The organism is Campylobacter concisus, from assembly GCF_002913545.1.
GTDB classification, from domain to species: domain Bacteria; phylum Campylobacterota; class Campylobacteria; order Campylobacterales; family Campylobacteraceae; genus Campylobacter_A; species Campylobacter_A concisus_AV.
This window is the reverse complement of sequence record NZ_PPBR01000096.1, coordinates 1-16473: the sequence shown is the minus strand read 5'-3', so window position 1 is coordinate 16473 and position 16473 is coordinate 1. Positions and strand designations below refer to the sequence as shown.

Genomic DNA, 16473 nt, shown 5'->3' with positions numbered 1-16473 from the left:
AATAAATGAAGTGCCAAAAAAACGTTACTTTATAAAAATTAAAAAGTAAATAAAAAATTAAGAAAAACTTATATCATATTTCAGAACTCCCTTAAAAACATACATCTTAAAAATATCTATACAAAAAGTCCGTTTTTTAAAAATAATATAGTAACGGAAACAAAATAAATTACAAAGGAGTAGGGAATGAAAAAAATCCTATCAAAAGCTAAAAAGCTTTTCTATATGGCAATGTGCTCACCATTGTTTCTTTTTGGATCAGGTGGCGGACAAAATGTGCTAAAAACACTTGAGCAAAACGTAAATACTCAAGTAACAGAAGCAGGAAGTAGTCTTGCAAGTGTTCTCAATACGATTATACTCGTTATTGGAATTCTCTGGATAATTGTCCTCATGCTTACAGCACTTTTTAACGTGGAACAAATTAAACAGCACATAAGGTTTGTAATTATCGCATCAATAATCCTAGGAGTTTGCTACGGGCTAACCGCCGCAGCAATGTAGATTAAAGCGAGTATAAAATGGTTGTAACTGACTGCTATATGGATTTAACACGAAAAACAAAAATAATGGGGCTAACTACAACAAGCTTACTAATTATTTTTGTAATTGGATTTATCTCATGGTTTATCTTGATTTTGTATTCGTTGGCAGTCGTTGCAGTTTTATATTGCCTTTTTTTCATTTTGGAATTTTTCGATGAAGATATCTATGAGATCATCGGCTCAAATTTTAAAATTTCACAAAGAAAATTTTTTGCATAGGACTAAATAATGGCTCGTGGACTTATAGATGTTTTTAGGGATTGGAAACAAAACAAACAAGACAAGCAAGAGCTTGGAACTGAAACAAAAAAAGAAAAAAATAGCGATATCCGCTCAAAAATAAGTCAAATAAATAAAAAAGCTGACAGAATAATAATGCTGGGCGAACCTGAAATATACACAATGGCAAAAGAGAACAATATCGCATGCAAATACGGCGAGAATGCTATTGTTACCAAAGATGGCAACATAACAATTGCAGTGGAACTAAAGGGGACAAGCTACGCTGGAATTAGTCTTGACGCTGAAATGGATTATCTATTAAATCGAATTATGTTTTTTACTACACTAAGAGATAATGTAGAGACCAATTTAATCATTAAAAAAACTAAAATCAAGGCTAAAGACTATATCGAAAAAAATATAAATCAATATGCGAATGAAATAATTGAAAAATGGGAAAAAAATCAAGATATTTATTCAATCAAATATTTTATGCTTATATCGACTACGACGAAAAATATAACTGGATTTCTTGAAAGCTTTAAAACCAAAGTAACTAGCGAACAAGACGAAAAAAATAAAGAAAGCTCAAACTATAAACAAAAAATGGAGTTGTTAAATAACACACTCTTAAATATAAAAAACCATTTGGCAACGTATCAGCCACGCCAGATGAGTAGTGATGAGATAATTAATTTTTATGCGACGTACTCAAACGCACAGGAAACAAATTTAAGATACACAAACGAATTAATTACAGATAGCTATATTAGCTCTTATGTCGAATTTAAAAAAGATTATATCGAATTTTACAGGAATGATGGCACAACAAAATATGCAAGATTTGTCAGTGTAAAGGCATACGAAACAGAGCAAATAAAGTCAATCATTACGTCAAATTTGATTAAGAGTGATCATGAGTTTATGACGATGATTTACTTTAAGGCGTACGAAAAACGCAAAGCGATCAAAAAAATAAAAGATACTAGAGTTTTCTCAGTTGAACTAGTCCAACAAGAACTGGATCATTTGATGGAGTTAATCCAAGCAGATAGGGAAAACCTAGTTGAAACAAGCTTTTCTATATATTGCCTAGCCGACAACCTAACAGAACTGGATAATCGCACAAACGAACTAAAAAATATCCTTGAAAATCAAGGTTTAAATGTTGTTAGAGAGACTATTAACCAAAAGGCACTATATTTTAGCCTCTTCCCAAGTCGTGGAAATTTAAATGCAAGAAAGAAAACATTAAATATAAGCAACCTAGCTACGATCGCAAATTTTGAGAACGAAGTAACTGGATTTAATCAGAATGATTGGGGTGACGAAGCAGTTACGACTTTTAAGCACTTAAACGGCACACCATTTTTGTTTAACTTTCACTGCCAACCTGATGGAGATAGACCAGCAGGTCATACAATGATCATAGGCGGAACAGGAACAGGAAAAACAACAACAATTCAATTTTTAATGACAAACCTCTTTAAGTATCCTGTAAGCATTTTTGCAATGGACAAGCTAAGAGGTATGTATTGCTTTACGAATTACATGGACGGCGAATATCATGATAGTGAAAGCGATGGGTTTAAGCTAAATCCATTCAGCCTAGCCGACACAGCAGAGAATAGAGAATTCTTGGCATCATGGCTAAGCTCAATGGCAGAGCTAAAGCCTGAAGAGCATGATGCAACAAAAGATATTAGAGAGACAATAAATAGGCTTTTTGATAATAAGCAAGCGGATCAAATATTGTCGTTAAGCGATTTCATAGACTCACTGCCAGCTGATAATGAAGCAAGATTAAAAACTAGATTTGGAAATTATAAGGGCTCAATTTTTGATAACAAGGAAGATGCCCTTAATTTCACAAAACAGCTATCAGTACTAAATATGGATGGAATATTGCCAAACAAAAAGGTATCAGCCCTCACCGCAATGTATGTATTTCACAGACTGAAAAATCAGGCAAAAAATAGCGAAAATATACGTGGCTTTTTTTGTTTCATAGACGAGTTGAAGGACTATTTAAGAGATGAAGTAATGTCAGAGAAAATCCTTGAAGGTATTTTGGAGTGGAGAAAGATAGGCGGTGTAGGATGCTTTGGCTTTCAAAACATAAGCCTGTTTAACGGAAATGAGCGTGGCTCATCATTTCTTGACAATATCGCAAATTTTCTTATCTTCCCAACAAACAATGAAGATACGCTAAATCAGCTAAGCGAGATAATAGGACTAACGCCTACGGAAGCTAAATTCTTAAAAGACACTCAATCAAATGCTAGGCAGGTGCTTTTAAACATGAAGCTACGAAACGAGAGCGCAAAACTAAATGTCAATTTGTCAAGCCTAGGAAATTATTTAAGAGTATTTTCGTCAAGCTCAGATAGCGTAAATTTGATAAAAAAATTAAAGACTGAAAGCCCAATACATTGGCGTAAATACTATATAGAACACAAAGAACAAAGGAGCTAAAAATGAAACTAGCAGTAATTGTAACAACGGCTTTAATGATATTTTTAAGCGGATGTGCTGATAAGCCAAGCAAAATAGAAAAAGTAAGCCCTTGCGCTTGCTACGACATCATACAAGTAGGTTAATATGGCATACGAAGACAAAAAAGTAGACCCAAATTTTATTTTTAAGGCGGAGCGAAACATAAAAGCGTATATGTTTTATGTGATCATTGCTTTAACAATAGTCAGCATAAGTTTATCCGTTGCGATAGCACTACTAACACCTCTTAAAGAGACAAAGCCTGTATTGTTAAAATTTTCAGATGGTGACTCAAGGTTTGTGACAATAGACGATACCAGTCTAAACGTTAGAAACAATGAAGAGCTTTTAAAAAGCATACTTGCAGGATATGTGAAAAATAGAGAGCTAATTAATCGCATAGATGATGCCGAGCGTTACAACGAAATACGTACGCAAAGTAGTAGACAGGTATGGGAAGCGTTCGAAAATTTGGTTAGTGATCCTAATTCAATTTACACTACCAAAAACTACTATAGAGATATAAAAATTCTAAATGTAGCGATTTTAAGCCAAAATGTAGCTACGATAGATTTTCAAGCAGAAATTACAAATCCAACTCGCACTGAAGTTAGCTATAAAAAATATAGAAGTGCAATAGAGTATGACTTCCGTAACCAAACTAGTAATTATGCGGACACAATGAAAAACCCAACAGGCTTTATAGTGAACAAATATCAAGTAACGCAGATAATAGATGAAAAGGATAAGAAATGAAAAATTTAACTAGATTATCTTTAATAGCATTATTTGTTTTAAATTTAAATGCAGAACAAGACCAAAGTGGATTAAGCGAAGAACAAATGAATGAAGTCCGTGCAATTATGCGACAGACACAAGAACTAGTTAATGAACAGCAAAAAAACGGCTCAATGGGCGAAGATATTTTTAATGACAAAAACAAGGATATTAATAACCAAGTCCAATCAAATTTTAAGGTAAAACCATTTGGTATGGGGCAGAACAATCATCCGCAACTAGCAAAATTTAATAGTTCTCAACCACAAATGGCACAAATACCAGAGCAAGACGGAATGGGTGCAGAGCAATCACAAGATATTAGTAAAGAAGAGCTTGAGCTCATGCAAAACGCTATAAGAAATCAAGATTTAAAAGCACTACAAAACAAATTCCACACTAAAAATTATAGCGGATATGAAAATACACAAACAATAAAATACGTACCAAATAAGACGCATAAAATACGTACTCGCCAAGCAATGGCAACAACGCTTATATTTGATAATGATATAGATAATTTTGTATTGGGTGACCAAACAGGATTTAAAGTAGAGCAAATACCAAGCAAAGCAAATGCGATAGCGATAATCCCACAGCTTATAGGAATTGATACAAGTCTAACTATTTTTACAAGCGATGGAAAAATCCACACATTTTATTTATATTCGACAGATTACAAGAATACGAATGATCCAAGCTTTGTAATTCGCATACAAGACGATGAAGTACAAAAAGCAAAGCAAGCCAAAGCAAAAGATGAAAGCGATAAATATAAAATCATAAAAGATGGCATAGCAGAGCTAAAAGTGCTAAAGAGCGATATTTATACTGGCTATACGCAAAAAGCAAAAAAAGAAAATGAATGGCTTTTGTCAGCAGAAATTTTTAGCGACAAGAAATTTACATATTTTAAATATGCCAAAGATGAAATGCCACAAATTCCTACAATTTTTGCAGTTATCGACAAGCAGGACAGCCCAGTGGAAACAAGAGTAATAGGAGATTACATTATAGCCGAAACCATAAATCCAAAATTTACTATTAAAAGTGGCGATAGCTATGTGTGCGTAGAGAGAAAAGAAACGCAAGAAGAAAGAGATAGAAAAGAAATAAGAAAAAACCTAAATACAGATAAAGAAGCAATAAGACAGCACCAAAAAGAAAACAAAAAAACAATAAATGAAACTAAAGGAATTTAAAATGAAAAAGGGGAATAGACTATTTTTAAGCATAGTTACAATTAGCGTTATATCTGCCCCCCTTTTTGCCACCAATACAGCTACGGCTGAAATATTTGATGACGAAAATATAAGCAAAAAAGCAAAAGATGAGAAGATTAGGAATTTGCAAAATCAAACAAATTTAAATCATCTATTCGAAAATTCAAAATTCCCAGTAGATGATTATATTTATAAAGCTGGCAAGAGAGAACCAAATGAAGATCAGAATTTAACTGAGATTTTAAACAGACTCGAGAAGCTAGGCAACAAACAACAAAATGCTTTAAATGCACAAAGAAATCAAAATTTGCAAGATCAGACGCCTGAGCAAGATATACAAGAGCAGGAGCAAATGGCACAGCGTGCAAGAGAACAACAAGCCAAGCTTCAAGCCAAACAAGAACAATTGCGACAAGAAATGGCAATAGACAACCAAAGAGCATATAAAAAACGAATGCAGGAGCTAATGCGAGCGCAAATTTTAGCAAATCGTAATAATGAAGTAAAAAGCGTAAATCAAAACAGCTCAAAATATGGCGTTGATAGCTTTTCAAATCAAAAGCCAGTTGATATAAGCACAAATGAGCATAGGCTGTATCGCACAATTAGAGCTGGCAGACTAATCCCAGCCATATTAACTAGTGCAATAAGCTCGGATTTAAGCGGAATAGTTACGGCTCAAATAGAGCAAGATATATATGCCGCAATGGGGCGAGCCGTATTGATACCACGTGGAAGTAAAGCAATAGGATTTTATACCAACGACACCAAAATCGGAAACGAACGATTAGAAATTAGATGGCGAGAGATTATCACGCCACAAGGCATAAACATAATGCTAACAGATGCAATAGTGGCTGATAATATGGGTATGACAGGAGCAGTTGGAGCAGTCAATAACAAATATTGGGAAAGATACGGCATAGCATATTCAATCTCAACAATTACAAATGCTTTGCTTTTAGGCATAGCATCGAAAATTAATAGCGGAAACAATGCAAACAACACCTATGTAAATGAAATTTACTCTAATTCAAGAAGCGATGTAAGTAGTGTAGTTCAAGACATAATCCAACAACAAAGTCAAATTAAACCAACAATTGAAATTAAAAGCGGAAGCCGTATATTTTTAGTACCAACAAATCACATGTGGTTTGCAAAACCTAAAAATGGCGAAGTTTTAATGCAATATTTCAACGATTAAGGAGCAAGTGTGCAACTAGAAGATATTAAAGCGGAAATCAAAAACCAAAACGCTTATAACAAAATTTTGGAGCGTATAGCAAAACAGGTAAAGAAAACCGAGAAAGCTCAAGTGAATGCAGATAAAGAGAAACAAAAGCTTGAGATGTTGCTAGAAGAAAAAAGAAATTTAATGAGCCAAGCACCAGACCAAAAGCAAAACGAGCAAGATGAGTGAAAGTATAATTTTAAAAAACATTCTTAATGTTTTAAAACCATATCTAAATCTAAACGCAAATGAGCTAATTTTTAACCAGCCTTGCGAAATTAATATAGATTATGGCGACCACTGGGAAGTGGTAAAAGATGAAAAACTAGATGCTAAATTTTTAAATAGTTTTTTAGTCGAGTTGGCAACTAGAAGAAATCAACGTTTTGATGAAAGCCATTGTCACTTGTCTTGTGAATTGCCAAGTCCATTTTTGCGATATCGTGTCCAAGCACAGCACAAATCAAGCCTATTTAATAGCGAAATAGCAATCTGCATAAGGATACCAAGCAAAGAAATTTATCCGCTCGAAAGCTTTATCCTAAGTGAAAAATGCATAAATAACGGCTGGAGCTATGAAAAAATAAAAGACTTGATACACGAAAAAAAGAATGTGCTTTTAAGCGGTGGAACTGGAAGCGGAAAGACAAGTTTTTTAAACTCACTAATGGGAGAAATAGACCCAAGCGAGCGAGTAGTAACCATAGAAGATAGCCAAGAACTAAGAGTTGAAAACATAAATAAAACTCAACTTGCCGTCCCGAAAATAGCAACAGAAATTTATAGCTACCAAGTAGCGATCGACAATGCAATGCGTTTGCGACCTGATAGGCTTTTCTTGGGCGAGATAGATATCAGAAATACGTTTTCATTTTTAAGAGTAAATAATACAGGACACGCAGGCAACCTAAGCACACTACATGCGAACAACCCAAAAGATGCCATAAAAGCAATAAAAACAAACATTATATTAGGCGGTGGATTATCAAATGTAGACGAAAGTATGCTTGATAGCCTAATAATGACAGCAATTGACTATATCATTCAAATAGCAAGGGTAAAAAATAAAAGAGTAATTACAGATATCCTCAATTTGAAAGAGATAGATATTGCAAGGATGATCGCATGAAAAAAGTATCTAGTCATTTTATTTATTTTACCGAAGCCGATGCAAGAATTTTAACAAAAATGATGCAGGCAAGAAATGAAAGCAAATCTGCGATCGTTAGAAAATTAATTCATGTTGAAAAATATGCACAAACCCTAAAACAAATTGAGATTAATAATGAAATTTTAGCTGATTTTTTGAAAGAATTTAAGCATCTCGGAAAAAATTTAAACCAAATAGCATATCACCTAAATGCTCACATTATAAAAAAAGAAGAAGCTAAAAGCGACCTAGAAAAGACTATGTATGAGTTTTTTGACGCAATAGAAAGACTAAGTAACAAGATCGGTAAGCTAAAAATAAAAATAGACGTAGAACGAACAAAGCAACCTAATAACAAAGAGATAAAAGGATTGCAAGGTGAATAGCAAAGAATTTACAGCTAAAAAGTGGATATTAATATACATAACATCCATAATAATGGGAATAATTGCATATTTGGTAGTTGTAAAACTTATTTTTAACCCTGACATAGTAAATGTGCCAATTGTGGCATTTAAAATTTTACAAAATATTGGCACGCCAACGTTAAAAATGAAAGCCTATGTCGCGGTATTTGCACTAATAGCACCACTCTTGGTCGCTATAATTTGGTGGCTAATGCCATATCTAAGAGATAATGAAGATTATGGATCGGCAAGGTTTGCAACGCCAGCAGATTTTGAAAAGATGAAGATAAACTACAAAACAGGACTTGTGCTAGGATGTTTTGACATTGACAGCACAAGCCCAAAATTTATACGTGCAACGCAACCACTCTCGACATTAGTAGTAGCACCTCCTGGAAGCGGAAAAACGGCTGGTATGATTATCCCAAATTTATTAAGTGTGCCAAATTCTTGCGTAGTATTAGACATCAAAGGAGAGCTTTACCTAAAAACAGCAGGCTATCGTCAAAAATATTTTAATAATGAAATCCAACTATTCTCCCCTTTTAGCTGGGATAATACATTATTTTTTAATCCGTTCGATCATAGCCTAGTTAAAGATTTACAATATCTTCACATAAAGAAATTAGCAGAGCAGATCGCTTCCACAATATTTGTAGGCGAAAAAGGTAGAGAAAACGATCACTGGATAATATCGGCAAAAACAATGTTTGTATTTTTTGCAGAGTATTTTATGCAAAAAGACAAGCACGCAACGCTAGCGCAATTGGCACAAGCACCAAAGGCTGATTATTTCGACTATCTTGATGAGAAATTTGGTGAAGAAGCTATGAAAGAGCCTGATGAAGACGATCCAACGAAACCAAGAGAACGAGATTATGATGTAGATACTTTCAAAATTTGGCTCAAGCAGACTAGTTTTGACGAAACTATAGATGAGAATACAAGAAATCAAGCTAGAGCCTACTCAAAATCTGCCGACAATGAGTTTGCGTCGATAAAATCAACATACGATACTTTTATGAAAGTTTTTACAAACCCACAAGTTGCTAGTGCCACCAGCAAAATGAGCTTCACATTTGAAGACCTAAGAGAAAAAAGAATATCGATGTACGTAGTCGTTCAAACCGAAGATATGGACATCCTAGCACCACTTATAAGAATTTTTGTAGAAACGCTATTTAAAAAGCTTATGAGCGGAAAAGAATGTAGTGATTTAAATAAATTTATTTATGCATTTTTAGACGAATTCGTTAGATTTGGGAAAATGCCATTCTTGCTAGAAGCACCAGCACTATGTAGGAGCTATGGCTTATTGCCTGTATTTGTGACCCAAAGCTATGAGCAAATCAAAAAATATTATGGCGAAGATGATATGAATATCGTTAAAAATAACAGCGGTTATCAAGTAATTTTTGGCATGAACAGCGACAAAGACGCTGAAGACACAAGTAAGCTAATAGGCGATTACACCAACATAAAAATAAGTAAATCGCAAGGCAATATGGATCTTTTTAAAAGCAATATCTCAAAAAGCAAAGAAGCAAAGAAGCTGGTCACAGCACAAGACCTAAAAAATCAGGATAGTAGCGATATTTTGATACTTGTAAAAGGATTTTTTAAAATACCTATCAAGGCGAAAGTGCCGTATTGGTTCAAAATAGAGCAATTTAAAGGGGCAGATAAAGTAGAAGTAGTATCGACCCAAGAAATTATAGAAACAGCAGAAACAACTAAGACAATTACAAATCAAGAACAAACACAAGTAAAAGATGAAAGAAAAGAGCAAAGAGATGAATTATTAAAATCATTAAGAATAAAAATAGATAAAGAGTAGAAATTTTTTAAAAAAATTTATAAATATTACTAATAATTTTAAAGGAATAGTGTTTATAAATTTTAAATATTTTTACTTTTTAATATTTTATTATTATATATTTTATTATTTATAAAGTTTTTAATCTAAAATTTAAGTAAGAACCTAAATTTTAGATTAGAGCCTAAAAACTCTAAAAATCTGTCCTAAGGAGTAGAAAATGACCTATGCAGAAAAGCTAAAGCAAGAAGAAGCATATAAAGAGTATGAGATGTATCTTGCAAAGCAATTCGAAGAGAGCCAAGACGGCGAGTTTGAAATCAACGATGATGAAAGCAAGAAGTGGGATTATCTAAAAAAAGACCACCAAAGCCTCGAAATCATAGAAGAAGAAAATGAGCCTAACTCAAACCTATAGCCCAAAAGTTATAGGTTATTAACAGATGTAAAGGATAAAAAATGGCTGATTTTACAAAGTATATCAAGTCAGAACAACAAGAAAATGCTACTCAACAAGAGAGAAAAAGCTGGAACCAGATGGATAACGCTGAAAAGAAAGAGAGCTTTGATAAATACATGAAATATAAGCTCTTTGAAGCCCACAAGACAGCAAAAGCAGACTGGCAAAAAGATATGAGTAAAGAAGAAGTCGATAGGACAATTCCATACAACGCAAAGACTGGAGCCACATACTCGAGAGAGACTAGTATGCTATTAAGAGCCGAAATGGCTATAAAAGGTTATGACAAGCCTCAATTTGTGACAATGGAGCAAGGTAACGCAATGGGCGGAATACTAAAGCTAAAACACGATGAGAAAACAGGCGAAATCCTAACCACAAAAAATGGCTTACAAGCTAGAGTCGATGGTGTTAAAATGCTCTATATTGCAGACCATGAGATAAGACCAAAACTAGACAGAGATGGTAAAGAAATCATGGCTGTTGTAAAAGACAAAGACGGCAATATAAAGTATGACAAAGAGACAGGGGAAGCAATGACATATGTTGTAAAGGAAAAAATCCCAATTAATCCACGCCTAGAAACAAAAACTCTATATCATGTAAGTCAGTTTGATGGACTAGACGAGAGCAAGATCAAAGAAAGAGATCTAACAGCAATCCAGCACTATAGAGAGCAAGCAAAAAATCAAGATTTTGAAGTAAAAATAGATTACAACAAGACCTTGGGAATAAGCGGAAATTTAGAGAAACAACTAAACAACCTAACGCTAGCTCAAATTAAAGGTGTAGATTATTTTAACCCAGCTAAAAAGATCGACATGACCAAAGAAAAAGCTCAAACCAAAGAGCAAAACAAGGGCATGGAGAGATAAATAGGTCATAAACGAAACTTAGGACAAATAGGGAGCAAAGCTCCCTATTGTTTGTAAAAAGGGAAAAAGATGTTAAGCGATTTTATAAATTTTTTAGGGCTGAGCGACAAAAAGAACAATAGCAAAATTCAAACAAATGTGGGCAACCCTACCACAAAAGAAAATACGGAAAATTTTATCATAGAAATGCAAAGTCCATACTTTGAAGAAGAAATCGCAACAGAAACAATTATAAAAAATAATAAAAAAATAGAAATAAAAAAAATAAAGACTAAAAATCCATTAGGTAATGGGAGAGCACTAATATCAATAAAAACATATATGAAAGAAATAACAAAGGCGTAAAATGGCACAAACAGAAGTAGCAAAAGATATATTAACCGATAGTAATTGGATTAATAAAGTACAAGCCGTTATGCAAGAAAACGTAATGAGCTTATTTGAAAAATTTTATAATGGATCGCATGATTTAGTATATTCAACTGCATCGGAAACTATAATAATTCTTATAGTGGTGTTTTGGCTATTAGGTAGAGTGAAAAATGGCTACCCAACAAGAGATGAGATCTTCGGAGCTATAAAATATTTAATATTGCTATGCTTCATATTTGCAACTCTTAGCTCCTTTAACGCCTATATGGGCGTTTTATACATTCTGACAATCCCAGAGAACGCGATAACCGCAATAGTTAGCTCAATTTTTGAAAATAAAGACTTTGGATCGATTGTGACAGAGTCGGCAAACAGGATCGATAATCTAAGAGAAATGATGTGGAGCTACGGAACAAAAGAGTATTTACAATCGCAAGAGTGGTCATTTCTAGGCATTAGCTTTAATGGTGTGATGGATTATTTATCGGCAGGCGTAATAACAGCAATTCGCATGATACCTTTTTGGATTTTTTATTTAGCATTTTTTATACTTTTAATAGGAATTACAATAGTGATTTTCTTTAGTAAATTTATGGCATTTTTAATACTTAGCACCTTGCCTTTAGTCATACCATTTTTAATAATGCCAAAATTTTTACCATATTTATGGAGCTGGTATAAGCTCTATTTATCATACGCAATTATTGCACCATTAGCGTTTATAGCCCTAAATTTAGCAATGAACCCAATTTTAGAACTAGAGAAGTACCAAGATTATATAGGCGAACTATTTACTAAACAATTCGAATACCTAATTACAGGATCGATAACCTGCATAACAGCATTGTTTTTATTAAGGAAAATTCCAAGTTGGATCAACGCAGTGCTTGGTACACAGATGGAAAATGGAAGTGGCGGTGTAACTGGTGGAATAGTGGCTGGTGCAGTAGCAGGCAAGACCATATTAAGCGGATTAGCTAGAAAAGCTGGTGGCGGAAGTTTTATAGGCGGAGCAGTAAGTGGATTTGGATCAGCTACAGGAGCTGGAGTAGCAGGACAAATAGCTAGTGCAAGTATAGGAGCAGGTGCAAATTTGATAAAAGATATCGGCGCAGGCTCAAAAGCAATAGGGCAAGGTGTAGGAAAAGCATATGAAAAGTATAAAACATTTCGTGGCGGATATGTAGCCCCATAAAAAGGAGTAAAACATGCAAAATACAATAATCATAATTGAAAGTCCAAACAAGGTCAATAAGATAGAGCAAATAACTGGAGCAAAAGTTTATGCTACAAAAGGGCATTTTAAAGAGCTTACAAATCAAATAGTAGTTGATTTTAAGAACTATGAGCCAATATTTGATTTCAAAGAAGATGCCAAAAACAGAATAAATGCAATATTTAATGATTGCAAAGGAAAAGATGTCGTAATTGCGACAGACCCTGATAGAGAGGGATACGGAATAGGCTATATGGTTTATCAAACTATTAAAAATATAGCAAAAAGCGTTAAACGTGCAGAATTTCACGAGATCACAGAGAGTGGAATAAAAAAGGGGCTAGATAGTGCTGTGCCATTTGCAAACTCAAATTTAAAAGAATTTGATAGCTTCAAGGCAAGAGCGGTTGGCGATAAGCTAGTGGGCTTTATCATGTCGCCAACATATATCAACAAGCTAAATGATAAAAACAATAGCGTAGGTAGGGTGCAAACCCCAGCTCTTGCTCTAATTGTCAAGCGAGAATTGGAAATAAAAGAATTTCTGGAAAATAAGGCAAACGCAAAGATCGATTATAAAATAAAAGTAAAACTTAAAACAAAAGACGGCATAGAATTCAATGCGGTAAATGACAATATATTTACTGACAAAGATGAAGCAAATGCCAAAATATCTGAATTAGCTGGTAGCCTAGCAAAGGTATATAAAATTGATGTTAAGCAGGCACAACAAAAGCCTAAAGTACCTTTTAGAACCTCACAACTACAAGAGTACGCAAATAAAAGATTGGGCTTTAGCCCTGACAAGACGATGAGCCTTGCTCAAAAATTATTTGAAAAAGGCTTAATTACTTATCATAGAACCGATAGTAACAGCTTATCAAACGAATTTATAGATGAAGTAGGCGTTAAATTCGGCAATGAAGAATGGTATGAGAAAAAAGAATATAAAGCAGGAAGTCAAAGCCAAGCAGAAGCACATGAAGCAATACGTATCTCACACATACATGATTTTAACCAAATAGAAGAAATAGCAAAGAAAGAAAGCCTAACGGATGACGAAAAAAGCCTCTATGAGCTTATCTTTTTAAATTCGGTTCAAAGTCAAGCCAAAAATGCGATTAACGAAAATACTATATATGATATAGATATAAAGACGCTAAGCTTCAAGGCAAAAACGAGCAAATGTATCTATAAAGGATTTAAAAATGCTATCGTAGCCACAGCTGAAGATGAAGACGACAAAGATAAAGAAGTTCAAGAGATAACATTAAATCTAGCTCAAGGCGACGAGCTCCAAATATTAGAATTTAATCTACAGGAAGTAAAAAAACAAGCGCCACAGCACTATAAAGAAAGTAATTTTATATCTCTTTTGGAAAAAGAAGGTATCGGACGTCCAAGCACGTATGCAACATTTCTACCAACACTTATTAAAAGAGAGTACGTAAGCATCGAAACAAAAGGCAAGAATAGCAATATCATAGCAACGCCAAAGGGTATAAATTTTATTGAAACTATAAAAACAAACAACGATGAGTGGATCACGCAAAGCGAATTTACGAAACAAATGGAAAGTGTGCTAGATGAAATTAGCAATGGAAAGGTTGACTATTTAGACTTTATAAGACCACTCCATGAGAAAATGGGCTTCAAAGAGCTAAACGATAGCACACAAAAGCCACCAAGCGAGAAACAACTCGAGTGGGCTAAAAATATAGCGCATAGTTTAAATATGCAATTGCCAGACGGCATCGAAAAAGACTGGAAGATTTGCTCTAATTTTATTGAAAAAAATAAAGACAAAGTTATAGTGCCACCAAGCGAGAAACAAATAGAATTGGCTAAAAAGCTATCTAAAGACAAAGGAATGGCACTGCCAAAAGATTACGAAAAAAATCTAAAAATTTGTAAAGATTTTATAGACAAAGCAATAAAGAAAAAATAATAAAACAATAAAAAGGAGAAAACATGCATACATATGTGTCAGTAATAGGAAATTTAACAAGGGATGTTGAGCTCAGATATACACCATCAGGGCTAGCCATAGGCAACACAGCTATCGCATCAACATACAAGTACACTATTAACAATGAGAAAAAAGAAGAAATCTGCTTTATAGATATAACTTTTATGGGTAAGACCGCAGAGATCGCAAATCAATATCTCAAAAAAGGGTCAAAAGTTTTCGTAGATGGCAGATTGAAATTCGACCAATGGACAGACAACAATGGACAAAATAGGAGCAAACATAGCATTGTCGTTGATAAAATGGTAATGCTTGATAGCAAAAAGCAGGAAATTAACGAAAAGGAAACGCCAAACGAGCGAGAAGAACAAGCTGAAAAAACCGAGTATGTGCAAGGGGAATGAGCAGTAAAATGCAAAATTTAACCCAAAGCGAAAGAGCTCAAAGCTGGTTATCAGATAAAGATAAAAGAGCCAATATCTACTTCATGAGTGCAAAATATGACGTAGATGATGAGTTTTATACGAGTTTCGATGAGATAAGAGCCGAAATACAAGATTATAGAACACATTTTAAAGGCAAAGTAGTAGTATGCCCTTGCAACGACGGCAAGAAAAGCAACTTTTATAGATACTTTGCCTTAAATTTTAAATCCCTAGAGCTAAAAAAGCTAATTACAACGACGTACAATATTAAAGACCCAAAATCAAAGGGGATGAAAATAGAGATCAGCGAGAGCGGAATAAATGAGACGATGTTGCAAGGGGACGGTGATTTTAGAAGCGAAGAAGTAAGAAATATTATGGCAAGTGGCGATATAATAGTTACAAATCCACCTTTCTCCCTTTTTCGCGACCTAATAGAAATTGTAGAAGAACAGAACAAGAAATTTTTAATAGTTGGCGGAACCTACTCAATTACGTATAAAAAGATATTTGAGCTATACAAAAAGGGTAAAATTTGGCTAGGCAATCACCAAGTAAATATCTTCACACGACCAGACGGCAGTAAGAAGCGTTTTAGCAACATATCATGGTTTACAAATTTAAAAAGTATAAAACACCAAAATGGTATAAGATTAACCCAAAAGTATAAGGGCAATGAAAATAAATACCCAGAGTACGATAATTACAAGATCATAGAAGTCAAAAATTGCAAGGACATACCAATTGACTATGACGGAGTAATTGGTATACCGCTAACATTTTTTTTAAGGCACAACCCAGCACAATTTAAAATTTTAGGCTGTGACTTTGAAATTAAAGACAAATACCCTGAGCTAGTTAAGCATACCTACAAAGAAAACAACACAAAATCAGCGGTTCTAAAAGGGCAAGAACTTTTTACAAGGATCATCATACAAAGAAAAGGCGGATTAAAGCCTAGAGCAAGAATATTTAATCAATTTTAGGTAGCAAAAGGACAAAAGTGCATGAAGAAGAAAAACAAGCTACAGCTTTTCAATACCCCAGCAAAGCGGTTTATGTGGGTTTTTGCATTTATAAATTTATTTGGGATCGGCATAAATACTATTTTATATCTTTTAAAAAAACCAAATAAAATAGAGACCCTACTCAATGCAGATGCCTTTTTTATAGCTCTCGCTATTATGTGCTATATAATTTTTAACGTAATGCTATATTTTATTATCAAGATAAATTTTATTATTTCAGAAAGAAAAGAATAATTTTTATAAAATACTATTGTTTTATTT

At 33.9% G+C, this 16473-nt stretch carries 18 protein-coding genes; all 18 read left to right on the top strand.

The window, feature by feature from the left end:
• The first annotated feature begins 186 nt into the window (after window positions 1-186).
• Window positions 187-504: a hypothetical protein gene (locus CYP05_RS06400; RefSeq protein ID WP_103574912.1), complete on the top strand. Its 318-nt coding sequence runs from the start codon at window positions 187-189 to the stop codon at window positions 502-504.
• Between the two features lie 269 nt (window positions 505-773).
• Complete coding sequence (locus CYP05_RS06390; protein WP_103574914.1) at window positions 774-3242, top strand: AAA family ATPase; 2469 nt, start codon at window positions 774-776, stop codon at window positions 3240-3242.
• Between the two features lie 2 nt (window positions 3243-3244).
• Window positions 3245-3367 carry a hypothetical protein gene (locus tag CYP05_RS10160; RefSeq protein WP_021092012.1) on the top strand — a complete coding sequence of 41 codons (123 nt, stop codon included), beginning with the start codon at window positions 3245-3247 and terminating at the stop codon, window positions 3365-3367.
• A gap of 1 nt (window position 3368) precedes the next feature.
• The gene (locus tag CYP05_RS06385; protein ID WP_021091981.1) at window positions 3369-4019 is read left to right on the top strand and encodes a type IV secretion system protein; all 651 of its coding nucleotides are present in this window, start codon (window positions 3369-3371) and stop codon (window positions 4017-4019) included.
• Complete coding sequence (locus tag CYP05_RS06380; protein WP_103587018.1) at window positions 4016-5242, top strand: TrbG/VirB9 family P-type conjugative transfer protein; 1227 nt, start codon at window positions 4016-4018, stop codon at window positions 5240-5242. Before CYP05_RS06385 ends, CYP05_RS06380 begins: the two co-directional genes overlap by 4 nt.
• 1 nt (window position 5243) lies before the next feature.
• Window positions 5244-6467, top strand: a complete 1224-nt coding sequence (locus tag CYP05_RS06375; RefSeq protein ID WP_103587019.1) for a DNA type IV secretion system protein ComB10 — start codon at window positions 5244-5246, stop codon at window positions 6465-6467.
• A 9-nt stretch (window positions 6468-6476) separates the two neighbouring features.
• Window positions 6477-6683: a hypothetical protein gene (locus tag CYP05_RS06370; RefSeq protein ID WP_103574918.1), complete on the top strand. Its 207-nt coding sequence runs from the start codon at window positions 6477-6479 to the stop codon at window positions 6681-6683.
• Complete coding sequence (locus CYP05_RS06365) at window positions 6676-7623, top strand: ATPase, T2SS/T4P/T4SS family (protein ID WP_103587021.1); 948 nt, start codon at window positions 6676-6678, stop codon at window positions 7621-7623. Before CYP05_RS06370 ends, CYP05_RS06365 begins: the two co-directional genes overlap by 8 nt.
• Window positions 7620-8030, top strand: a complete 411-nt coding sequence (locus CYP05_RS06360) for a hypothetical protein (protein WP_021091980.1) — start codon at window positions 7620-7622, stop codon at window positions 8028-8030. Before CYP05_RS06365 ends, CYP05_RS06360 begins: the two co-directional genes overlap by 4 nt.
• A gap of 52 nt (window positions 8031-8082) precedes the next feature.
• A complete protein-coding gene (locus tag CYP05_RS06355) occupies window positions 8083-9888 on the top strand; it encodes a type IV secretory system conjugative DNA transfer family protein (protein WP_103642344.1) in 1806 nt (601 codons plus the stop codon).
• Window positions 9889-10087: 199 nt separating this feature from the next.
• Window positions 10088-10285 carry a hypothetical protein gene (locus tag CYP05_RS06350; protein ID WP_021092004.1) on the top strand — a complete coding sequence of 66 codons (198 nt, stop codon included), beginning with the start codon at window positions 10088-10090 and terminating at the stop codon, window positions 10283-10285.
• A gap of 41 nt (window positions 10286-10326) precedes the next feature.
• Window positions 10327-11202, top strand: coding sequence for an ArdC-like ssDNA-binding domain-containing protein (locus CYP05_RS06345; RefSeq protein ID WP_103620028.1), 876 nt, complete (start codon window positions 10327-10329; stop codon window positions 11200-11202).
• A 69-nt stretch (window positions 11203-11271) separates the two neighbouring features.
• Window positions 11272-11547: a hypothetical protein gene (locus CYP05_RS06340; RefSeq protein ID WP_021091977.1), complete on the top strand. Its 276-nt coding sequence runs from the start codon at window positions 11272-11274 to the stop codon at window positions 11545-11547.
• 1 nt (window position 11548) lies between these two features.
• Window positions 11549-12769, top strand: coding sequence for a type IV secretion system protein (locus CYP05_RS06335; protein WP_021091994.1), 1221 nt, complete (start codon window positions 11549-11551; stop codon window positions 12767-12769).
• Window positions 12770-12782: 13 nt separating this feature from the next.
• Window positions 12783-14738 carry a type IA DNA topoisomerase gene (locus CYP05_RS06330; protein ID WP_103560439.1) on the top strand — a complete coding sequence of 652 codons (1956 nt, stop codon included), beginning with the start codon at window positions 12783-12785 and terminating at the stop codon, window positions 14736-14738.
• A 23-nt stretch (window positions 14739-14761) separates the two neighbouring features.
• Window positions 14762-15163, top strand: a complete 402-nt coding sequence (gene ssb / locus CYP05_RS06325; protein ID WP_103560438.1) for a single-stranded DNA-binding protein — start codon at window positions 14762-14764, stop codon at window positions 15161-15163.
• Window positions 15164-15171: 8 nt separating this feature from the next.
• The gene (locus tag CYP05_RS06320; RefSeq protein ID WP_103560458.1) at window positions 15172-16170 is read left to right on the top strand and encodes an adenine-specific methyltransferase EcoRI family protein; all 999 of its coding nucleotides are present in this window, start codon (window positions 15172-15174) and stop codon (window positions 16168-16170) included.
• Window positions 16171-16191: 21 nt separating this feature from the next.
• Window positions 16192-16446 (top strand): hypothetical protein, encoded by a 255-nt coding sequence (locus CYP05_RS06315; protein WP_021092014.1) that lies wholly within the window; start codon window positions 16192-16194, stop codon window positions 16444-16446.
• Window positions 16447-16473 lie beyond the last annotated feature (27 nt).